Origin of the sequence: Rhizobium sophoriradicis (genome assembly GCF_025200795.1) — a bacterium.
GTDB lineage: Bacteria > Pseudomonadota > Alphaproteobacteria > Rhizobiales > Rhizobiaceae > Rhizobium > Rhizobium sophoriradicis.
Window position 1 is genome coordinate 525,790 of sequence record NZ_CP104153.1, and the last position, 19,570, is coordinate 545,359.

Below are 19,570 nucleotides of genomic sequence, written 5' to 3' on the forward strand. Positions count from 1 at the left end.
TCATGGATGATCATGAGTTCCGTCTTTACTTGCAAATCGATGTGGTCCAGCTCGATTTCTGGATCGAACAGGGCTGGCTTATCCCGGAGATCTCAGGCGAAAAGCGACAGTTTCGCGATGCCGATATCGCCCGCGCGCGGCTGATCCTGGATCTCATGGACGATATGGGTGTCAACGAGGCCGGCGTCGATGTCGTCATGGATCTGGTCGATCAGCTTCATGGTATCAGGGGAACGATGGGCAGGCTGATGACGGCCATTTCCAGGCAGGAGCGCGATGTCCAGCAGCGGCTGGTCGAAAGTCTCGAGGATTTGGAACGGTTTTGACGAGGCCGCGGCTCGTGCCTATGTCGTGAACCAGTAGCGGACGATATGGAAGAACAGCGGCGCCGCGAAGGTGATGGAGTCGAGACGATCCAGCACGCCGCCATGGCCCTCGATCACATAGCCCCAGTCCTTGGCGTTGAGATCGCGCTTGATGGCTGAGAGCACGAAGCCGCCGAAGAAGCCGGCTACCACGATGACGGTGCTGATGGCGGCCGCCTGCAGGGGTGAGAACGGCGTCAGACGATAGAGCAGCGTTCCCACCAGGATCGCCGAGGCGCCGCCGCCGATCAGGCCTTCGAGGGTCTTCGATGGACTGATGTTCGGCGAGAAACGATGTTTTCCCAGAAGCTTGCCCCACACATACTGGAAGACGTCGGTGAGCTGCACGACGATCACGAGATAGACGAGAAGAAGTGCCGACGGCGTGCCGGTCTCAAGCATCAGCAGTGCGGGCGCGTGGCTGATCGAATAGACCGTCAGCATCAATCCCCATTGCACCCTGGCAGTCCGCGCCAGGAACTCGTTGACGTCACCGGTCAGCGTCGCCACCGCCGGCAGGATCAGGAAGGCATAGACCGGAATGAAGATCGCAAAGAGGCCGTACCACAATGTTCCGAGCAGCACATATTGCAGCGGTAGGACGACGAAGAAGGATAGGAACAGCGCCTGGTGGTCGCCGCGCCGTGACGGCGTCAGCGTCCAGAATTCGCGAAGCGCCATGAAGGACAGGAATGCGAAGAGGATGACCACCGCCGTGTCGCCGAGCAGAATCGCGCCGCCGAAGACCGCGACCATGATCCACCAGGAGCGGATGCGGGCATTGAGGTTCTGGACAGTGGCGACGGAGCCGGGTTCGGTCGCGCGCCGCTGCAGGATGAAACCGATGGCGGAGGCGACGGCGAGCAGGCCGAGGATCGCGGCAAGGACGATGGAGAAAAAGCTAGTCATGCGACGCGCCCCCCGTCTGCCAACTCAATGATCGCGGCGCGGGCGCGGGCGAGGAATGCATCCTTGCCTTCGCCCGGTTCGACGCGCAGCGGCTTGCCGAAACGCGCCGTGCAGGTGATCGGCACGATCAGTATGCTTCCCTTCGGCAGGATGCGCTGCAGATTGTCGAGATGGATCGGCACGAGATCGACATCGGGGAAACGGCAGGCAAGGCGATAGATGCCGCTGCGGAACGGGGCAATCTCTTCGGTGGCGCTTCTCGTGCCTTCCGGAAAAATCAGGATCGAACGCCCCTCTTCGAGCAGCCGCTCGAGCGGCTCCAGCGGGTTGCTATCAGGCAGAGGCTTGCGGTCTATCAGAACGGCGCGCAGGCCCTTCTCCGCAATGAAACGGCGAAAGGCGCTGGTTCCCCAATAGTCGCGCGCCGCAACCGGATGGGTCAGCCGCCGCACCTGATACGGCAGGGCGGCCATGACGGCGACCGTATCGACATGGCTGTTGTGGTTGGCGAAATAGATGCGGCGGCGCGTGTCGGGCGTGCAGCCCCGCCACTCGCTGCGGGCGCCGACCATGATACGGACGAACAGCACAAGGAGGCGACGGACGAACGCGGTCATGATCTCTCCAGCGAACGGGCAAGCGTTGTCGTGCGGGTGATGCAGGTGACGAGGCTTCCGGCCGCGATCATGGCCGAGGTCAGGATCAGGGAGCAATGACTGGCTAAGCTGGTCGGCGTGACGCCGATGCGCGTCAGCCACACGCTCAGGGCGGACGATGACCGGCTCGCGATCGGTCGCCGCGAGGCGTCCTGTTCTTCACCCATTCCCTTGTTCCCCAACCCAACAGTTCTCCTGCATATCCTGCAAATATCGTCGCGCCAAGCCCTGCAGATCCGGTCCGAGCTATCATCTTGTCAAACGACGGAGGCGCTCGTTGGAAGGGAAATTCTCAACCGGGAAGCGCGACCGCATCGGGGTGCAGCCTGCCGCGCCGCGTTCTTTCCGCCAAGTCGCGGCGCCATGCAGGCATCCAAAAAAATCGGCGGCCGACGAAAGAGCCCAAGCAGTCGATCAGCCTGATTTTTAAGCCTGTTCTCTCCTTGACACCTTTTTAGGCGCTACTATGATTTTTGAACCAGATGGTAAAAAAGGGGAGCAATTGATGACCAAAGACATGCTGATTTCGCGCCGGGCAGTGATCGCATCGGGCATTGCGCTCGGAGTGAGCAGCCTGGCCCCGCTCGCAAGGGCTGCCGCCCCGCTGAAAGTTGCCGGCATTCATGCATCGCCGGTTGAAAACGCCTGGAATTCCTGTCTTCACAAGGCCCTTCAGGACGCTGCCAAGGAAGGGGTCATCGAATATGTCTTTTCCGAAGGTGTCTCAGGCACTGATTATCCGCGCGCCATGCGCGAATATGCCGAACAGGGCAACAAGTTGATCATCGGCGAGGCCTATGCGGTGGAGAAGGAGGCACGGCAGGTCGCGGCCGACTATCCGGAGACCGCCTTCGTGCTGGGTTCGAGCGGCGAGCAGGCCGGCGACAATTTCGGCGTCTTCGGCACGTGGAATCATGACGGCGCCTATCTGGCCGGCATGCTTGCGGGCAAGATGACCAAGTCGAACGTCGTCGGTTCGGTCGGCGCCATTCCGATCCCCGAGGTCAACATGCTGATCAACGCCTTTGCCGCGGGCGTCAAGGCCGTCAATCCGGACGCGAAGCACCTGGTCTCGTTCATCGGCACCTTCTTCGATCCGCCGAAGGCCCGCGAAGCCGGCCTCGCCCAGATCGACGCCGGCGCCGACATCCTGTTCGGCGAGCGCATCGGCACGGCCGATGCCGCAAAGGAACGAGGTATCAAGTCGGTCGGTTCGCTTGTCGATTACACGCCGCGTTATCCGGATACGGTGTTTGCCAACGCCATGTGGTATTTCCGCCCGATCCTCGATGCCGCGATCGCCGATGTCGCTGCCGGCAAACCGGTCGGCAGGAACTACACGTCCTACGGCCTGATGAAGGAAGGCGGCAGCGATATCGTCTTCGTCAAGGGTGTTGCGCCTACCGAGGCGGAGGCCGCGATGGAAGCCAAGCGGGCGGAGATCAAGGCTGGCACCTTCGAAGTTCCGAAGATGATGGAAGAGCCGAAGTAGTTCGGCTGATGCAGGGCGATGCGACGGAACTGGCGGCAGCGATCAGGCATGGCAGCCTGAGCGCTGCAGAAGCGATGCAGATCTCCCTCGAGGCTGCCGCGCGGCATGAGCCGCTCGGCGCGATCGCCTATCTCGACGGCGCCATGGGTCTCGCCGCGGCGCAGGCCTGCGACCGGGAGCGGCAGAGCGCGCCCGAGCATTTCTCGGCGCGACCCTTTGCCGGCGTGCCCACCTTGGCGAAGGATCTTGGCGGTCCCTTCCGCGGACTGCCGGTAACGGCCGGTTCCCGCCTCTTCGAGAGAAAGGGCGGCGGAGCCGACTCCGATCTTGCTGCGCGGTTCCGCGAGGCCGGCTTCTGTCTGTTCGGCCTGACGACGAGCCCGGAATTCGGTCTTTCGCTCGCCAGTGAACCGGCGATCGGACCTGTCTGTCGCAACCCGCTCGATCCCACGCGCACCGCCGGCGGCTCGTCCGGCGGTGCGGCGGCAGCGGTTGCCGCCGGGATCGTCGCGATTGCCCATGCCACCGATGCTGGCGGCTCGATCCGCGTGCCCGCCGCCTGTTGCGGCCTTGTCGGAATGAAGCCGACCCGCGGCGCTATCCCCGGCGGACCCTCTTTCGGCAACCAGCTTGCCGGCATCGCGAGTGAACTGGCAGTCTGCCGCTCGGTGCGGGATACGGCGCTGATTTTCGACCGGCTGAGCGGCAATGCACGCGGACCCGTTCCGGATCCCTCTCCCGCCGATGTCGACACCGGCCGTCTGCGGATCGGCCTGCTGACCGACACCGGATCGGCCTATCCGACCGAGGGTCATCGCCTTGCAGCCGTCTTGGATGCTGCGCGTGTGCTCGAAACGGACGGACACGTCATCGTTCCCTTGGCCTGGGCCGACTTCGAATGGAGTGTTGCCGCCAGCAGCCGTGCCTTCGCCGATATCGTTTCCGTCAACCTCGCCGCGCTGATCAAGGCGGCAGCCCTTGAGGAAAGCAGGGCCGAGCCCCTCACGCAGGCTTTCGCCATACGCGGACGAGCGCTCTCGGCAACCGGACTCTGGAAAACGCTGAACGATGCTGTCCTGGTGAGCCACGCTCTCTGGGCGCTGTTCGACAAAGTCGACTGCATCCTGATGCCGATGCTCGCCTGCGCGCCTCTTGCGATCGGCTCGTTTCCGTCCGATCATGCCGACACCGATCTGCATCTGGAGCGAATGACCGCGTTTGCACCGCTTGCCTGCCTTGCCAATGTATCAGGTTTTCCTGCTTTGACGCTGCCTTTCGGACAGGATGAGCATGCCATGCCGCTGCCGGTGCAGCTGATGATGCCGATGAGGCACGAGCCGCGGCTTCTGTCGCTTGCGGCACGCCTGGAGACAGAGGGGCGATGGCAGCACCGTTTCCCGGTGGCGGGGTTACCGTCATGACCGGGCCCGTTCTGGAAATTGTCGGCGTCAGCAAACGTTTCGGCGCCAATCTTGCCAATGACGATATTTCCATGACGCTTGCCAGGGGCGAGGTCGTCGCCCTGCTCGGCGAGAACGGCGCGGGCAAGACCACGCTGATGAGCATCCTTTTCGGCCACTATGTGCCGGATACCGGCCGAATTCTGATCGACGGCGCCGAGGTGCCGCAGGGCAAGCCGCGCGCGGCGATCCGCGCCGGGGTCGGCATGGTGCACCAGCATTTTTCGCTGGCGCCCAATCTGACCGTTCTCGAAAACGTCATGACCGGCACGGAGGGGCTGTGGTCCTGGCGATCGGCGACATCGGCGGCGCGCAAGAAACTCCTGGCGATTTCAGAGCGCTTCGGCCTGCAGGTCGATCCGGATGCCCGTCTTGGCGACCTTTCGGTCGGCGAGCAGCAGCGGGTGGAAATCCTCAAGGCGCTCTATAACGACGCCCGCATCCTGATCCTCGACGAGCCGACGGCGGTGCTGACCAATATCGAAGCCGAGCGGCTGTTTGCGACCCTGAAGGAAATGGCCCGCCAGGGCCTGTCGCTGATCTTCATCTCGCATAAGCTCGACGAGGTGATGGCGGCGGCCGACCGCATCGTCGTACTGCGCGCAGGCAAGATGGTCGCCGAGCGCCGGGCGTTGGAAACCAGCAAGGCGGAACTCGCCGAGCTGATGGTCGGGCACCGCGTGACGCGGCCCGTACGGGAACCGTCGACACCCGGCGCCGTTGCCCTCGAGGCTTCAGGAGTGACCGTGCGAACCGGCGGCATCGACCGCCTCAAATCGATCAGCTTCCGGCTGCATCAGGGCGAGATCCTCGGCATTATCGGCGTTTCTGGCAACGGCCAGGCGGCATTGGCGCATCTTCTGTCCGGCACGCTGGCGCGCAGCGGCGGCGACCTCAGGCTGTTCGGGGAGCTGGTCGGCGATCTTGGCGTCGCCGATGTCGTCGAAGCCGGCATCGGCCGCATTCCCGAGGACCGCAACCATGAGGGCGTGATCGGGGAAATGGCGATCTGGGAAAACGCCGTGCTGGAGCGGATCGCCTCGCCGGCCTTTTCGCGCCACGGCCTTGTCAACCGCAAGGCCGGCATGGCCTTCGCGCGCGAGATCATCGACGGCTTCGACGTTCGCGGCGGCGGCCCGGCGGTCCGCACGCGGCTGCTCTCCGGCGGCAATATGCAAAAGCTCATCCTCGGGCGCAGCCTCTATCGGCGGCCGCGCATTCTGATTGCCGCCCAGCCTGCCCGCGGCCTCGACGAAGGCGCCGTGGCCGCCGTGCATGCGCGCCTGCTCGACGCCCGCCGGCAGGGGACTGCGGTACTGCTTATCTCGGAGGATCTTGACGAGGTAATCGCGCTCGCAGACCGCATACAGGCGATCGTCGGCGGCCAGCTGTCGCCGCCCGTCGACGCCGATGGCGCCGACGCCCGCAGGCTGGGGCTGATGATGGCCGGGGAATGGCAAGAGACCCGCGAGGCCGGCCATGCGATTTGAGCGCCGTGAGCACCGCCCGCTTTACCTGCTGATCGTCACGCCCGTTATCGCCGTCATCGCGGCGCTGGCGCTGGCGGGCGTCCTGATCTCGATCGCCGGCGCGCCTGTTCTCGATGCCTATTGGCGCATCCTGACCGGCGCCTTCGGCTCGCGGCTTTCGGCGACCGAAACCCTGACGCGGGCAACGCCGCTGATGCTGACCGGACTTGCCGCCGCCGTTGCCTTCCGGGCGCGGCTCTGGAATATCGGTGCCGAGGGCCAGTTCTATCTCGGCGCCATCGCCGTTGCGGCGGCAAGCTCGAAACTGCTGGGCAATCTTCCCGCACCCATTCTCATTCCACTGCTGCTGCTGATTGGTGCGGTCGCCGGCATGGTGCTGATTTTGCTCCCGCTGTGGCTGAGACTGCGGTTTTCCGTCGATGAGGTGGTCACCAGCCTGCTGATGAATTTCATCGCCGTGCTTTTCGTCTCGATGCTGATCGATGGCGTCCTCAAGGATCCGCTCGCCTTCGGCTGGCCGCAGTCGCAATCCGTCAGCGATCATGCCATGCTGCCGAAGCTGATCGCCCGTTCGCGCCTGCATATCGGATTTGCGATCGCGATCGTGCTGGCGATCATCGTTCACTTCGTCCAGTCCCGCACCGTATTTGGCATGAAGTCGCGCGCCGCCGGCCTTAACCCTGCCGGTGCGGTTTTTGCTGGTGTGCCGCTCGGAAGAACACTGGTGAAGGTTGCCTGTCTCTCCGGTGGGCTTGCAGGGCTTGCGGGAGCAATTGAAGTGATGGGCGTCAAGGGTTACGTGACGACCGACCTGTCGCCCGGTTTCGGCTATGCCGGTATCGTCGTCGCGATGCTCGCCAACCTCAATCCACTTGGTGTTGTCTTCGCCGCCATTTTCACGGCCACGATGTTCGTTGGCGCCGACGGCATGAGCCGAGGTCTCGGCATCCCGACCTATATTGCCGACGTCACGGTGGCGCTGTCGCTCCTGACGATGCTGATTGCATTGTTCTTCACCCAATACAGGATAAGGCGATGACGCAATTGTTCGATATCATCGCCTCCGCCGGCCTTTGGGCGGCAATCCTGCGGATCGCCACGCCGCTGATTTTCGGCACGCTCGGCGCTTTGCTGTGCGAACGGGCCGGCGTGCTCAACCTCGGCATCGAAGGCATCATGACATTCGGCGCGATGATCGGCTGGCTTTCCGTCTATCATGGTGCCGATCTCTGGACCGGCCTGTTGATCGCGGCGGTCGCCGGCGGCTTCTTCGGCCTGCTGCATGCGTCGCTGACGGTGACGCTCGGGCTCTCCCAGCATGTCTCCGGTCTCGGCGTCACGCTCTTTGCCTCCAGCTTCAGCTATTATGTCTTCCGGCTGATCGTGCCGCTTGCCAATACGCCGCCCACCATTGTGCCGTTCCAGCCGATCGCCATCCCCGGTCTCTCCACGCTGCCATTCATCGGTCCGGCCTTCTTTACGCAGACGACGCCGACCTATCTTGCGATCGTGATTGCTCTGCTGATGGCCTACATCATCTTCCGAACTCCTGTAGGGCTCGCGATCCGCATGACCGGTGAAAATCCGCATGCAGCGGAAGCCCAGGGCGTCAATCCGATGAAGGTGCGATACGGTGCAGTCATCATCGGCAGCGCGCTGATGGGAATGGGCGGCGCCTTCCTGACCTTGTCGGCGTTCAACAGCTTCTTTCCGACCATGGTGCAGGGCCGCGGCTGGATCTGCATCGCGCTTGTCGTGTTCGCCTCCTGGCGGCCGGGCCGCGCGCTGTTCGGGGCTCTGCTCTTCGCCTTCTTCGATGCCTTTCAGCTTCGGCTGCAAACGGCGCTAAGCGGGCTTGTACCCTATCAGCTCTTCCTGATGACGCCCTATATCCTTTCCATCGCCGCTCTTGCCGTCATGGCCCGCCGCGCGCGCGTGCCGCAGGCGCTGATGCAGCCCTATCGTCGCGGCGAGCGCTGAAGCCGCCTTTTCCAGCGAGGTTCCGATGTTTGATCTAATCGTCAGAAACGCAAATTTGCCCGATGGCCGAACCGGCATCGACATCGGCATTGAGGGCGACAGGATCATTGCCGTCGAGCGCAATCTGCAGGCGCAGGCGCCGGAGGAAATCGACGCAACCGGCAGGCTGGTCAGCCCGCCTTTCGTCGATCCGCACTTTCACATGGACGCCACGCTATCGCTCGGGCTGCCGCGGATGAACGTGTCAGGTACGCTGCTGGAGGGCATCGCGCTCTGGGGAGAACTGCGCCCGATCGTGACGAAGGAGGAATTGGTCGACCGCGCGCTGCGCTATTGCGATCTCGCGGTGACGCAAGGCCTGCTTTTCATCCGCAGCCATGTCGATACCAGTGACCCCAGACTGGTGACCGTCGAGGCGATGATAGAGGTCCGCGAAAGGGTCGCGCCCTATATCGATCTGCAATTGGTCGCCTTTCCCCAGGACGGCTATTACCGCTCGCCGGGGGCGATCGACGCGCTCAACCGCGCGCTCGACATGGGCGTCGATATCGTCGGCGGCATTCCTCACTTCGAACGGACAATAGGCGACGGCACGGCATCGGTCGAGGCGCTCTGCCGCATTGCCGCCGACCGCGGCCTGCCGGTCGATATGCATTGCGATGAAACCGACGATCCGCTCTCGCGCCATGTCGAGACGCTGGCTGCGCAAACCATCCGCTTCGGCCTGCAGGGACGTGTCGCCGGCTCGCATCTGACCTCGATGCACTCGATGGATAATTATTATGTTTCCAAGCTCATCCCGCTGATGGCCGAGGCGGAGATCAATGTGATCCCCAACCCGCTGATCAACATCATGCTGCAGGGCCGGCACGATACCTATCCGAAACGCCGCGGCATGACCCGGGTCCGCGAGTTGATGGATGCCGGGCTGAACGTCTCCTTCGGGCACGATTGCGTCATGGATCCCTGGTATTCAATGGGGTCCGGCGACATGCTGGAGGTCGGCCACATGGCGATCCATGTCGCGCAGATGGCGGGCATCGACGACAAGAGGAAGATTTTCGACGCGCTGACCGTCAATTCGGCGAAGACGATGGGGCTCGCAGGCTACGGACTGGAGAAAGGATGCAATGCCGATCTCGTCATCCTCCAGGCGAGCGACACGCTGGAAGCATTGCGGCTGAAGCCCAACCGGCTGGCGGTGATCCGCCGCGGCAAGGTCATCGCCCGCACGGAGCCGCGCATAGGAGAGCTTTCTCTGAACGGGCGTCCGGCCCGGATCGACCCCGGCCTGGACTACATACCTCGCTATTGAGAAGTGACGGCGCTGACCATCGCTGAAGTGCGAGACCCTCTCCGTCTCTCCGCTATCCCGCCGCTCGGCGAGCGGTGATGATCCACGCCTGCGAGTCGAACAAAACGCCCTCCGGCGTCATATGCGCCGCAAGTAGATCGCGCAGCCGCTCCAGCGGTTTGTCTGGCGGTTCATCGGTGTGTGCGAGCGCGTCCTTCACCAGATAGAGGTTGATGAGCGCCTCAAACGCCGCGTTGACGTCCGATCCGTAAAAGACCGGCTCCCGTACCTTGGCAATGTCGATCGAGGCGAAGCCTGCTGCGTTGAGAAGCTCGGTGGCGACGGTTGGATCGCCCAGCGAAAACGGATTGGGAGCACCGGGGGAAGTGGCAGTTTCAGGCGCCAGAGCCTGCCGGATGGCGCCGGACCACGCGTTGCGCTCCTGGCTCTGCCATACCATCCACACGATGCGCCCGCCCGGCCGCATCGCCCGGCCGATATTGGCAAATGCCGCCGCCGGATCGGCAAAAAACATCACGCCGAACCGGCTGATGCAGAGGTCGAAACCGGCCCTCGGGAAGGCATGGGACTGCGCGTCTGCCTGCTCGAACACCACATTTCGCAAACCCTCCGCGGCACTCCGCCGCCTTGCGACCTCGAGCATCTCAGCCGAAACGTCCACACCGACCGCCTCTCCCTGCGTTGCGGCGCGGGCGGCCTCCCGAGTCGTTTGCCCTGCACCGCAGCCGATATCGAGCACTCGATCACCCGCGCCGACGCCGGCGGCAATCCTGAGGTGCTGATTGTGTCTCGCCAGTTCCGCATCGTAAAAGTCGGCACGATCCAACGTCATAACGCTTCCCTCTGCTGTGTTGGATGGGGCAGTCCAAGCGGCCGTCACGCGTGTCATGTGACGCGAAAACAGATTGCATATTAGGATCAGTTATGCAAGGTGGAGAGTAATTGCTGGCTGCAACCAGGCGGATGAGGCCGTGGAAACGACCGGATCAACGCTCGTCAACGAAAAGATCGTCGAACTCAATGGTGCGAAACTGCAGAGCCAGGCCTTCGGCGACCCTGCCGGCGCACCGGTCCTGCTGATTATGGGAGTGATGTCGTCGATGCTATGGTGGCCGGAAAGGTTCTGCGAGGAGCTCGCCGCCCAGGGACGCTACGTCATCCGCTACGACCAGCGCGACACCGGCCTTTCCACGCATTATGCGCCGGGTGAGCCGGGCTATTCGTTTGGCGATCTCTCCGAAGACGCCATCGCCGTTCTCGATGGCTATCGGATTGAAGCCGCGCATCTGGTGGGGATGTCAATGGGCGGTTTCGTCGCACAAGAGGCCGCATTGCGCCACCCCCGGCGGGTACTGACCCTCACTCTGATCAGCACGTCCCCGATCGGGATCGTTGGCCTGCCTTCCTCGACCAAGGCTTACAAAGAACATTCTGCCGCTGCCGAGCACATCGACTGGTCGAACCTTGAAGCCATTGCCGATTTCATGCGTCGCGATTCAGCCATGCTGGCCGGCACCAGGCATCCGCACGATGCCGAGGCGGTGAGCAACCTGATCGCACGCGACATGGACCGCGCCACGTCCTTTGTCAGCGCGACCAATCATTTCATGCTGTTGAGCGGGGACAAGGCCGCCACCCTGAATGCGTCCAAAATCGTGGCGCCGCTGCTCGCGATCCACGGCACATCAGATCCGCTGTTTCCGATCGAGCACGGAGAGGCCTTCACCCAAGTCGCGCCGAATGCGCAACTGCACCGGATTGCCGGCGGAGGACACGAAATCCACGATCGCGACATTGACGAGATGGTGCGCGCCATTGCCGATCGTACCAGGCTCTCACCCAGCGGCTGAGTGGCTGGACGCGCCATGCATGCCGCTGTCGCTTCCAGCATGCATGATGCATCAGGCGATCTTCTGACGGACCGGCAGCTTCCAGCCGGGTCGGACGAAGTGGCAAGTATAGCCATTCGGGATGCGCTCCAGATAGTCCTGGTGCTCGGGCTCGGCCTCCCAGAAATCGCCGGCCGGCACGACTTCGGTGACGACCTTGCCGGGCCACAGGCCGGATGCGTCGACATCGGCGATCGTATCCCTGGCAACGCGCTCCTGCTCGGGGCTGGTATAGAAGATCGCCGAGCGATAGCTCATGCCGACGTCGTTGCCCTGGCGGTTGCGCGTGCTCGGGTCGTGGATCTGGAAAAAGAATTCGAGGATTTCGCGATAGCTGATCTTGGCGGGATCGAAGATGATTTCGATCGCCTCGGCGTGGGTTCCGTGGTTGCGGTAGGTAGCATTCGGCACGTCGCCGCCGGTATAGCCGACGCGGGTCGAAATCACGCCCTTGTAGCGGCGGATGAGGTCCTGCATGCCCCAGAAGCAGCCACCGGCGAGCACTGCACGTTCTTCGGTCATTGGGGTGTCTCCTTGTTTTCCCAGAGATAGTGTTCTGCGCCGCCGATTTCCATAAGGCGTAACGAGCGCAGCCTCGCTATCGCCGCCAAGGGAAGATGATGAGCTCTATAGTCGCTGACGGCTCAAGAAAATCAGGCCTTGATATGGAAGCCTTCCTTGAGCCAGGGATGCAGCGCCCGGCTGGCCGCAAGAATATCGCCCCACCCGTCGACCTCAGCACCGGAAAACCGGGTGACGATGCCGCCAGCCTCCTCGACCATCAGCGCCGAGGCGCCGAAGTCATGGATCGAAAGCCCATCCTCAAAAAAACCATCAAGCCTGCCGCAGGCGACATAGACGATCGACAGCGCCGCCGAGCCGAGGCGGCGCACACCGGCCGTATTGGCCATCAGACGCTTGATGGCGTCAAAATAGGTTTCTTCGGCGACCGCCTTGACCTGGCCGGGGATCGGCAGGCCGGCGCCGATAAGCACGTTCTCGATGTCGGCGACATCGGCGCAGCGGATACGCTCGCCGTTGAGATAGGCGCCGCCGCCGGTCTCGGCGCTGAACAATTCGTCCTGCATGGCGTCATAGACGACGCCGGCGACCAGCCTGCCGCCTTCGGCGATGGCGATCGTCATGCCGAAATGCGGAACACCCCAGGCGTAATTGGTGGTGCCGTCGATCGGGTCGATGTAGATGATCGGCGTGTCCGGCCCGGCCGTGCGGTTGCCGACGGCTTCCTCGCCCTGGATGGCATAATCCGGAAAGGCCTTGGTCATTTTGTCGACGATGATCTGCTCGACGGCGACATCGATCTCGGTCTGATAGTCGCGCGGCGCCTTGGCGAGCATTTCCCGAGAGGTTCGCCGCCGCAGCGAGACGCGGGCGGTTTCGCCCGCCTTCACCACTGCTTCGGCAAGCACGACAAGGCGGGATGACGCGGTCGGCGAAAGACGCGCTGATATGGGAGAAGATGCCATGAAAAATCCGGATGCTGCAGATGTGACGGTGTGCCTCGTGCGGAGCCACTCCCTTGGCAGAGGCCGATGATGGTTTTATGAACCCGCCGAGGCCCTCGCGATGATATCATATCACGCGCTCCGTCGATGCATCGAAGAGATGGATCTGAGCCGGGTCGACCGAAAGGCCGATCATGTCTCCTGTTTTGACCCTGTCGCGGCGCGTCTCGACGATCGTCAGCTCCGGCTCGGTCGCCGCGACAATGAAGGTCGAGGAGCCGGTCGATTCGACGAAGGCAATCGGCACGTCGAAACTGCCCTGCCCGGGAGCGACCACCTCGATATGTTCAGGCCGGACACCTGCGATGAGCTTGCGTCCGGGCTCGATGGCGCGGTGGATGGCAAGTCTCTGCTTCGCCGTGCCGAAGTCCAGGATCAGGCCCTTGCCGTCTTCAGCGACGATCGCCGGAATGAAATTCATCGCCGGCGAACCGATGAAACCGGCAACGAACCGGTTTGCCGGCCGGTCGTAGAGATCGAGCGGTGCGCCCTGCTGTTCGATGATGCCGTCGCGCATCACCACCACATGGTCGGCCATCGTCATCGCTTCGACCTGGTCGTGGGTGACGTAAACGAAGGTTGCGTTCAGCCGGTCGTGCAGCGACCGGATTTCCTTGCGCATATGGACACGCAGCGCCGCATCGAGGTTGGAGAGCGGCTCGTCGAACAGGAAGGCTTTGGGATGGCGGATGATGGCGCGGCTCATGGCGACGCGCTGGCGCTGGCCGCCGGACAGTTCGCGCGGATAACGCTTGAGCAGATGCGAAAGACCGGTTGTCGCCGCCACCTCCTCGGCCGCTTTTTTGGCTTCCGCCTTGGCGATGCCGCGGATGCGCAGGCTGTAGGTCAGGTTTTCCTCGACCGTCATGTGCGGATAGAGCGCATAAGACTGGAACACCATGGCGACGTCGCGCTTGCGCGGCGGCACGCCGTTCATCAACTCGCCGGCGATCCGGAGGTCGCCGGTCGAAATGCTTTCAAGACCGGCAAGCGAGCGCAGCAATGTGGACTTGCCGCAGCCCGAAGGGCCGACGAGCGCGACGAAAGTACCCTTGGCGATCGACAGGTCGATGTTCTTCAGGGCGTGGAAGGCGCCGTAATATTTGTTGACGCCTCTGAGCTCGATCTGTGTGGTCATTTGAGGGCTCCAGAGGTGAGGCCGGATACGATGCGGCGCTGCAAGAGAACGAAGATGGCGAGGATCGGCGTCACATACATCGTCGCGTAGGCCATGATGTTGTTCCACTCGTTGGTGTTCGGCCCCATGAAGGAGTTGAGACCGACGCTTGCCGGCTGAAGATCGACCGCCTGGATCATCGACTTCGAATAGACGAATTCGCCGAAGGCCTGCATGAAGATCAGGATGGCGCTGACGAGAATGCCGTTGCGGGCGAGCGGCAGCACGATGTTGAAGAAGGCGCCGACGCGCGAATTGCCGTCGACGAGGGCCGCCTCTTCCAGCTCCTGGGGAACGCTCATGAAGGTGGCGCGCACCAGGATGACGAAGAAGGGCATGCTCTTGGCCGCGACCGCGATGATGACGGCAAGCCTGGGATAAGAGAGCATGCCGATCTGCGAGAATCCGACGAAGATCGGCGTGATCATCAGCGAGGCTGGCAAGACCTGCAGCATCAGGATCAGGAACAGGCCGATATCCACCCAGACGTTACGGTATCTGGCGAGCACATAGGCGCAGCCGACGCCGAGCAGCGTGATCAGCGCCACCGAGCCCAGCGCGATGACCAGCGAATTCCAGAGATAGCGGCCCATGCCGCGGCTTTCCCACACATAGGTGTAGGTGCCCCATTGGGGTGCTGCCGGCCAGAAACTCGGCGGCGTGGCGAACATCTCCGAGCCGCTTTTCAACGCAGTGATGTACATCCAATAGAGCGGGAAGAGATAGATCGCCGCCATGACGATCGATATTGCCAGCATCAGCCGGTCGCGGTTCGTGGTCGTGCTCATCCGCGTACCTCATGACGTGTGGAGCGGACATAGACGACGGAGGCGAACATGACGAAGACGATCATGATGACGGAGATCGTCGCCCCCTTGGCGAAATCATATTGGCGGAAGGAAAGGTCCCAGGCCCAATATTGCGTGACGTTCGACGAATTGTTCGGTCCGCCCGAGGTGATCGCGGCGAAAAGATCGAACTGCTGCAGGGTGAAGATCAGCCCGAGCGCGATGATCGCGCCGATCGTCGAGCGCATCATCGGCAGCGTGATCGTCCAGAAGCGCTGCCAGACATTGGCGCCGTCGAGTTCGGCCGCTTCGTAGAGATCGGCGGGAATGCCGGCAAGGCCGACGGAAAGCAGGATCATGTTGAACGAGGTGCCGAGCCAGATATTGGCGATGATCACGGCATAAAGCGAATAATGCGGGTCCGAGCGCCAGAAGATATTGCCGGAGATGATGCCGCTTTCCTTGAGGATGAAGTTCAGCACGCCGAAATCGCCTGACAGAATCCAGTTCCAGATGGCGCCGACGACGAGGCCGGGCATCACCCAGGAGACGAGAAACAGGCCGCGCATCCATGAGGCTCCGGGAAAATTAACCCAGAAGAACAGCGCCAGGCCGAAACCGATCAGGAACTGGCCGGCGATCGAGCCGGTGACGAAGAGGACAGTGTTCGCGAGGATCGGCAGCGTTTCCGGCTGTGCGAAGAGGTCGGTATAATTCTTGAAACCGACGAAAGGACGCGAGAAGGTCCCGAGGCTGAACATGTCGACCTCCTGGAAACTCATCACCACATTGTAGATGAGCGGCAGCCCCGCCATCAGGAACAGAAAGCCGAGCGGGAAAGCGACGAGCACGATATCGAAACCGCGGCCGTCCCTGACGCTCATCAGGATCCTTTTCATGCGTCCTCCGATGCTCCGATCGGGGCCGCCTGGCGCATCATGCGGAAGACGGCCCCTGCCGGGAGGAAATGGTTTGATGGTCATTGCGCCATCGGTGGGTAGTCCCCTTCTCCCCAGCAGGGAGAAGGTGGCGGCAGCCGGATGAGGGGGCGCCGAGTTTGGCGTTTGCTATTCTTCACTTGCGTTCAGAATGCTCGTCGCTTGCGCTTCTCACCCCCCTCATCTGCCCTTCGGGCATCTTCTCCCCGCTGGGGAGAAGGGAAAGCCGAGAGGCTCGTTCGCCGCCTATAATTAGCCTAGAACAGCCTTGATCTTATCCGCGGCCTGGTCGAGCGCGTCCTTCGGGCTCATCTGGCCGGTCAGCGCCGCCTGGATGGCGTCCTGGATCGCCTTGGAGATCTTCGGCCATTGCGGGTGCGGGCCGCGCGGCTTGGCGTATTTCAGTTGTTCGAGGAAGACCTTGAGGGCGGCGTCCTTCAGCGGCTGGCCGCTTTCGGGGATGGAGATGTCGGAACGGGCCGGAAGCTGGCCGAAATTCTTGAACATCTTGTCGTCCTGCGAGGCGAAAAATTCGAGCGCCTTGAAGGCTTCGGCCGGATGTTTGCTGCTGGCGAAGATCGCCCAGTTGAAATCGCCCATGGCCGAGGACCGTTCAGCCCCTTCCTTGGGAACTGGAAGCAGGGTGACGCCCCAGTCGAATTTCGCTTCCTGCGTCATGCGGTCGAGTTCCCACGGACCGGAGATCGCCATGGCCGCGTTGCCGGAGTTGAACGTGCCGGTCGAATCCCACTGGCCGCGCGTCAGCGTGTCGGGAGAAGCGAGCTTCTCGTCCATGATCGTCTTCCAGATCCCGAGCGCCTTCACTGCGCCGTCGGCATTGATATGCTCATAGCTGCCGCCGCCCATCTGAGCCCAGGGGAGGAATTGGAAGGTGCCCTCCTCATTAGCCTTGGCCGAGAAAGCGAGACCGTAGATGTTCTTGGCGGGGTCGGTCAGCTTGCGCGCATCTTCGACCAGCTCGTCCCAGGTCTGCGGCGGCTTCGCCGGATCGAGGCCCTTCGCCTTGAACATATCCTTGTTGTAGTAGAGCGCGATCGTGTTCGTCGCCTTCGGCACACCGTAATATTTGCCGTCCCATTCGACCGATTTCAGCGGGCCGGGGAAATAATTATCCGGCTTGATGACGGTCGACTTGGCGATCATGTCGGTGAGATCGAGGAAGGCGCCGCGCGACGAGAACATCGCATGTTCCGGATTGTCGACGGCGATGATGTCCGGCGCCTGGCCGGTGGCATAGGCGCGCATCGCCTCGGTGACGACGTCGTCGAACTGGATCAGCCGGTATTCGATCTTAATGCCGTTGTTCTGGGCGTTGAACTCTTTGACGAGGTTCGGCGCCGGCTGGGTGTCTTTATCGAGCGACCAGAGTGTCAGCGTGACGTCCTCGGCCTTGGCCGAGAGGCCGAACAGTGAAACGCCTGCCAGCGCCAGAGCGCCGAGAATTGCATATTTGCGGATAGCCATGGTTCTCCTCCTTTGTGGTTATCCCCGTTTCCGGCAATTCCTCCTTGCCGGCCACGATATCATCAGACCGGATCGACGACGAATTCGCCGCCCCGGGCATGCTTGAGGTGGTTGAGCGCATAGACCTGACCTGTCATTTCCAGTTCGTCGCGGTAGACCGGGTCGTGCCAGCCTTCGATGTCGATCGAGCCTGACCAGCCGGCAAGCCGCAGCTCGGAAATGATGTCGGTCCAGTTGCTGTCGCCGAAGCCCGGCGTGCGCATGAAGACGAATTTTTCCTTGCCGAAAATGCCGTGTTCCTTGATGACTTCCCAACGAATGGTCGCGTCCTTGCCGTGGACGTGGAAGATTTTATGCGCCCACTTGCGGATCTGCGGCATGGGGTCGATCAGATAGACCATCTGATGGCATGGTTCCCATTCCAGCCCGATATGATCATCCGGCGTCTCGTTGAAGATCAGCTCCCAGGCATCCGGATTATGGGCGATATTCCAGTCGCCGCTTTCCCAGTTGCCGTCCATCGCGCAGTTTTCGAAGGCGATCTTGATGCCTTTGTCGGCGGCACGCTTGGCAAGCTCGCTCCAGATCTGCTTATAGCGCGGCAAGCTGTCGGTCAGCGGCTTGCCGCGGATGCGGCCGGTGAAGCCGGCAACGCAGGTCGCACCGAAATGATGGGCATTGTCGATGCAATCCTTCCAGCCCTGCAGGGTCTCGAGGTCGATTGCGCTCTCTTCCAGCGGATTGCCGAACATGCCGAGCGTCGAGATGGTGATGTCGCGATCGCCGATCGCGTCGAGGCAGCGTTTGCCGAGTTCCGCGAGATCCTGGCCCTTGGTCGTCTGCCAGAAGAAGGGCTCGAAGCTCTCGAAGCCCAGATCGGCAATCTGGCCGATGCGAGAGGCGGCATCGCCCTTGTTGCCGCTGACCATGGTGCCGATGCGAATGGATTTTGCAGGGTTGCTCACGTCACGTCTTCCTATGCTGAAATTTCGATGCGCCGGCCGGTCTTGGCGCTTTCGATCGCGCCGAAGACCATGGCGAGGCTTCTGATATTGTCGGAATTGACCGTTTCGGGCTGTTTGCCGGTACGGATCGCTGCAATGAAATCGGCGATGACGCTGGCATGGCCGTGCGTTTCGGCATCGTGTCCCGGACCGGGAACGTTTACGGCAGCAGAGCCGCGCAAAAGGCCGGGCTCCTCGCCGGCAACAGTCGCCTTGAAACTCTCCTCGCCATCCCAGGTCAGCATGCCCTTCGAGCCGACGAGGCGCCACTGGCTTTCCCAGCTGGTGCGCTCGCCCTCGGCGCACCAGGAGCCGCGATAGGTGAAGACGATGTCGTCGGAAAATTCGAAGATGGCGTTCGCCGAAGCGCCTTGCCGGTACCACGAGCCCTTCGGATTGCGTTCGACGCAATAGACGGCGAGCGGCTTCCTGTCGGCCACGTAACGCGCGGCATCGAAAGTGTGGATCGCCATGTCGAGAAGCAGCACATTGTCCATTTCTTCACGGAAACCGCCGAAATGCGGCGCGAGGAAGAAGTCGCAATGAATGCCGGTGAGATCGCCGATCGCGCCGCTGTCGACGAAACGGCGCAGGCGCCTGATGCCGGAGATGAAGCGGCGGTTCTGGATGACGGCGTGGATGCGGCCGGTCTCTGCGGCGAGATCGATCAGCGCGGCTCCCTCGGCAAGCGAGGCGGCCATCGGCTTTTCGCTCAGCACATGGCAGCCGGCCTTGAGTGCCGTCGACACGACCTCGTAACGGGCGGACGGGATGACGATGTCGAAGACCAGGTCTGCCTTCGTCGCCGCGATGACGTCGGAGAGATCCGAACCGATGACGGCGCTGTCGAGGCCGAACTCGGCGGCGAGCTGTTCCGCCGTCTCGCGGTTGAGGTCGACAAGGCCGACGATGGTGATGGAGTCGGCGAGATCTGGGTTGGAAGCGATGGCGCGCAACCAACCTTTGGACATAGCTCCGCACCCGCACAAAATGGCACTGAATTTCACGATTTCCTCCGGGGGAATGCTGCCAACTCTCCTCGTGACACGCATTCCGTAAACGTTTACGACTGTAGGCGAAAACGTTTTGCGGTGTC

At 62.3% G+C, this 19,570-nt stretch carries 19 protein-coding genes and 1 pseudogene; 8 read left to right on the top strand and 12 right to left on the bottom strand.

The annotated features are described in order from the left end of the window. Window positions 1-2: 2 nt before the first annotated feature. Window positions 3-326 carry a chaperone modulator CbpM gene (locus tag N2597_RS24430; protein WP_096763219.1) on the top strand — a complete coding sequence of 108 codons (324 nt, stop codon included), beginning with the start codon at window positions 3-5 and terminating at the stop codon, window positions 324-326. Window positions 327-344: 18 nt separating this feature from the next. On the opposite strand, the gene N2597_RS24435 is transcribed toward N2597_RS24430, so the two are convergent. The 3 genes and pseudogenes from N2597_RS24435 to N2597_RS24445 all read right to left on the bottom strand — a co-directional run. Continuing rightward, window positions 345-1,274 (bottom strand): phosphatidate cytidylyltransferase, encoded by a 930-nt coding sequence (locus N2597_RS24435; protein ID WP_341356246.1) that lies wholly within the window; start codon window positions 1,272-1,274, stop codon window positions 345-347. Then, window positions 1,271-1,891 (bottom strand): lysophospholipid acyltransferase family protein, encoded by a 621-nt coding sequence (locus tag N2597_RS24440; protein ID WP_040112935.1) that lies wholly within the window; start codon window positions 1,889-1,891, stop codon window positions 1,271-1,273. Before N2597_RS24440 ends, N2597_RS24435 begins: the two co-directional genes overlap by 4 nt. After that, window positions 1,888-1,992: pseudogene (locus tag N2597_RS24445) on the bottom strand (CDP-alcohol phosphatidyltransferase family protein); the annotation flags it as partial. The pseudogene N2597_RS24445 and the gene N2597_RS24440, both read right to left, overlap by 4 nt. A 443-nt stretch (window positions 1,993-2,435) precedes the next feature. On the opposite strand from N2597_RS24445, the gene N2597_RS24450 reads away from it, so the two are divergent. From N2597_RS24450 to N2597_RS24475, 6 genes are read left to right on the top strand one after another with little or no spacing between them, the layout of a single operon-like run. Then, complete coding sequence (locus tag N2597_RS24450) at window positions 2,436-3,422, top strand: BMP family protein (protein ID WP_183595896.1); 987 nt, start codon at window positions 2,436-2,438, stop codon at window positions 3,420-3,422. Window positions 3,423-3,430: 8 nt separating this feature from the next. Then, on the top strand, window positions 3,431-4,843 hold the full coding sequence (locus N2597_RS24455; protein WP_183595898.1) for an amidase: 1,413 nt from the start codon (window positions 3,431-3,433) through the stop codon (window positions 4,841-4,843). Beyond that, on the top strand, window positions 4,840-6,372 hold the full coding sequence (locus N2597_RS24460) for an ABC transporter ATP-binding protein (RefSeq protein ID WP_096763221.1): 1,533 nt from the start codon (window positions 4,840-4,842) through the stop codon (window positions 6,370-6,372). Before N2597_RS24455 ends, N2597_RS24460 begins: the two co-directional genes overlap by 4 nt. Beyond that, entirely contained in the window at window positions 6,362-7,411 is a 1,050-nt protein-coding gene (locus tag N2597_RS24465; RefSeq protein WP_106796874.1) for an ABC transporter permease, read from the top strand. The genes N2597_RS24460 and N2597_RS24465 overlap by 11 nt, the downstream gene beginning before the upstream one ends. Further along, window positions 7,408-8,352 carry an ABC transporter permease gene (locus N2597_RS24470; protein WP_096763223.1) on the top strand — a complete coding sequence of 315 codons (945 nt, stop codon included), beginning with the start codon at window positions 7,408-7,410 and terminating at the stop codon, window positions 8,350-8,352. The genes N2597_RS24465 and N2597_RS24470 overlap by 4 nt, the downstream gene beginning before the upstream one ends. Before the next feature lie 25 nt (window positions 8,353-8,377). Next, window positions 8,378-9,667, top strand: coding sequence for an amidohydrolase family protein (locus N2597_RS24475; RefSeq protein WP_096763224.1), 1,290 nt, complete (start codon window positions 8,378-8,380; stop codon window positions 9,665-9,667). A 52-nt stretch (window positions 9,668-9,719) separates the two neighbouring features. Here N2597_RS24475 and N2597_RS24480 read toward each other — a convergent pair whose 3' ends face one another. Then, window positions 9,720-10,499, bottom strand: coding sequence for a class I SAM-dependent methyltransferase (locus tag N2597_RS24480; protein WP_183595900.1), 780 nt, complete (start codon window positions 10,497-10,499; stop codon window positions 9,720-9,722). 139 nt (window positions 10,500-10,638) lie between these two features. Between N2597_RS24480 and N2597_RS24485 the strand changes: the two genes are divergently transcribed. Beyond that, window positions 10,639-11,517 (top strand): alpha/beta fold hydrolase, encoded by an 879-nt coding sequence (locus tag N2597_RS24485; protein WP_341356247.1) that lies wholly within the window; start codon window positions 10,639-10,641, stop codon window positions 11,515-11,517. A gap of 51 nt (window positions 11,518-11,568) precedes the next feature. On the opposite strand, the gene msrA is transcribed toward N2597_RS24485, so the two are convergent. The 8 genes from msrA to N2597_RS24525 all read right to left on the bottom strand — a co-directional run bounded on the left by msrA (window position 11,569) and on the right by N2597_RS24525 (window position 19,481). Next, window positions 11,569-12,078, bottom strand: coding sequence for a peptide-methionine (S)-S-oxide reductase MsrA (msrA, locus tag N2597_RS24490; protein ID WP_010051614.1), 510 nt, complete (start codon window positions 12,076-12,078; stop codon window positions 11,569-11,571). Window positions 12,079-12,209: 131 nt separating this feature from the next. After that, entirely contained in the window at window positions 12,210-13,043 is an 834-nt protein-coding gene (locus N2597_RS24495; RefSeq protein ID WP_183595902.1) for an inositol monophosphatase family protein, read from the bottom strand. Window positions 13,044-13,149: 106 nt separating this feature from the next. Further along, window positions 13,150-14,220 carry an ABC transporter ATP-binding protein gene (locus tag N2597_RS24500; protein WP_183595904.1) on the bottom strand — a complete coding sequence of 357 codons (1,071 nt, stop codon included), beginning with the start codon at window positions 14,218-14,220 and terminating at the stop codon, window positions 13,150-13,152. Next, window positions 14,217-15,047 (bottom strand): carbohydrate ABC transporter permease, encoded by an 831-nt coding sequence (locus N2597_RS24505; RefSeq protein WP_040112945.1) that lies wholly within the window; start codon window positions 15,045-15,047, stop codon window positions 14,217-14,219. Before N2597_RS24505 ends, N2597_RS24500 begins: the two co-directional genes overlap by 4 nt. Next, complete coding sequence (locus N2597_RS24510; protein ID WP_040112946.1) at window positions 15,044-15,946, bottom strand: carbohydrate ABC transporter permease; 903 nt, start codon at window positions 15,944-15,946, stop codon at window positions 15,044-15,046. Before N2597_RS24510 ends, N2597_RS24505 begins: the two co-directional genes overlap by 4 nt. 291 nt (window positions 15,947-16,237) lie before the next feature. Further along, window positions 16,238-17,470, bottom strand: coding sequence for an ABC transporter substrate-binding protein (locus tag N2597_RS24515; RefSeq protein WP_040112947.1), 1,233 nt, complete (start codon window positions 17,468-17,470; stop codon window positions 16,238-16,240). 62 nt (window positions 17,471-17,532) lie between these two features. Then, complete coding sequence (locus tag N2597_RS24520) at window positions 17,533-18,435, bottom strand: sugar phosphate isomerase/epimerase family protein (protein WP_096763227.1); 903 nt, start codon at window positions 18,433-18,435, stop codon at window positions 17,533-17,535. A gap of 11 nt (window positions 18,436-18,446) precedes the next feature. Beyond that, complete coding sequence (locus N2597_RS24525) at window positions 18,447-19,481, bottom strand: Gfo/Idh/MocA family protein (RefSeq protein WP_183595906.1); 1,035 nt, start codon at window positions 19,479-19,481, stop codon at window positions 18,447-18,449. Window positions 19,482-19,570: the final 89 nt, after the last annotated feature.

What these genes read in the sequence shown, in the direction of transcription:
- N2597_RS24430 (WP_096763219.1), top strand. Translation starts at nt 3, where the DNA reads ATGGATGATCATGAGTTCCGTCTTTACTTGCAAATCGATGTGGTCCAG.
- N2597_RS24435 (WP_341356246.1), bottom strand. Translation starts at nt 1,274, where the DNA reads ATGACTAGCTTTTTCTCCATCGTCCTTGCCGCGATCCTCGGCCTGCTC.
- N2597_RS24440 (WP_040112935.1), bottom strand. Translation starts at nt 1,891, where the DNA reads ATGACCGCGTTCGTCCGTCGCCTCCTTGTGCTGTTCGTCCGTATCATG.
- N2597_RS24450 (WP_183595896.1), top strand. Translation starts at nt 2,436, where the DNA reads ATGACCAAAGACATGCTGATTTCGCGCCGGGCAGTGATCGCATCGGGC.
- N2597_RS24455 (WP_183595898.1), top strand. Translation starts at nt 3,431, where the DNA reads ATGCAGGGCGATGCGACGGAACTGGCGGCAGCGATCAGGCATGGCAGC.
- N2597_RS24460 (WP_096763221.1), top strand. Translation starts at nt 4,840, where the DNA reads ATGACCGGGCCCGTTCTGGAAATTGTCGGCGTCAGCAAACGTTTCGGC.
- N2597_RS24465 (WP_106796874.1), top strand. Translation starts at nt 6,362, where the DNA reads ATGCGATTTGAGCGCCGTGAGCACCGCCCGCTTTACCTGCTGATCGTC.
- N2597_RS24470 (WP_096763223.1), top strand. Translation starts at nt 7,408, where the DNA reads ATGACGCAATTGTTCGATATCATCGCCTCCGCCGGCCTTTGGGCGGCA.
- N2597_RS24475 (WP_096763224.1), top strand. Translation starts at nt 8,378, where the DNA reads ATGTTTGATCTAATCGTCAGAAACGCAAATTTGCCCGATGGCCGAACC.
- N2597_RS24480 (WP_183595900.1), bottom strand. Translation starts at nt 10,499, where the DNA reads ATGACGTTGGATCGTGCCGACTTTTACGATGCGGAACTGGCGAGACAC.
- msrA (WP_010051614.1), bottom strand. Translation starts at nt 12,078, where the DNA reads ATGACCGAAGAACGTGCAGTGCTCGCCGGTGGCTGCTTCTGGGGCATG.
- N2597_RS24495 (WP_183595902.1), bottom strand. Translation starts at nt 13,043, where the DNA reads ATGGCATCTTCTCCCATATCAGCGCGTCTTTCGCCGACCGCGTCATCC.
- N2597_RS24500 (WP_183595904.1), bottom strand. Translation starts at nt 14,220, where the DNA reads ATGACCACACAGATCGAGCTCAGAGGCGTCAACAAATATTACGGCGCC.
- N2597_RS24505 (WP_040112945.1), bottom strand. Translation starts at nt 15,047, where the DNA reads ATGAGCACGACCACGAACCGCGACCGGCTGATGCTGGCAATATCGATC.
- N2597_RS24510 (WP_040112946.1), bottom strand. Translation starts at nt 15,946, where the DNA reads ATGAAAAGGATCCTGATGAGCGTCAGGGACGGCCGCGGTTTCGATATC.
- N2597_RS24515 (WP_040112947.1), bottom strand. Translation starts at nt 17,470, where the DNA reads ATGGCTATCCGCAAATATGCAATTCTCGGCGCTCTGGCGCTGGCAGGC.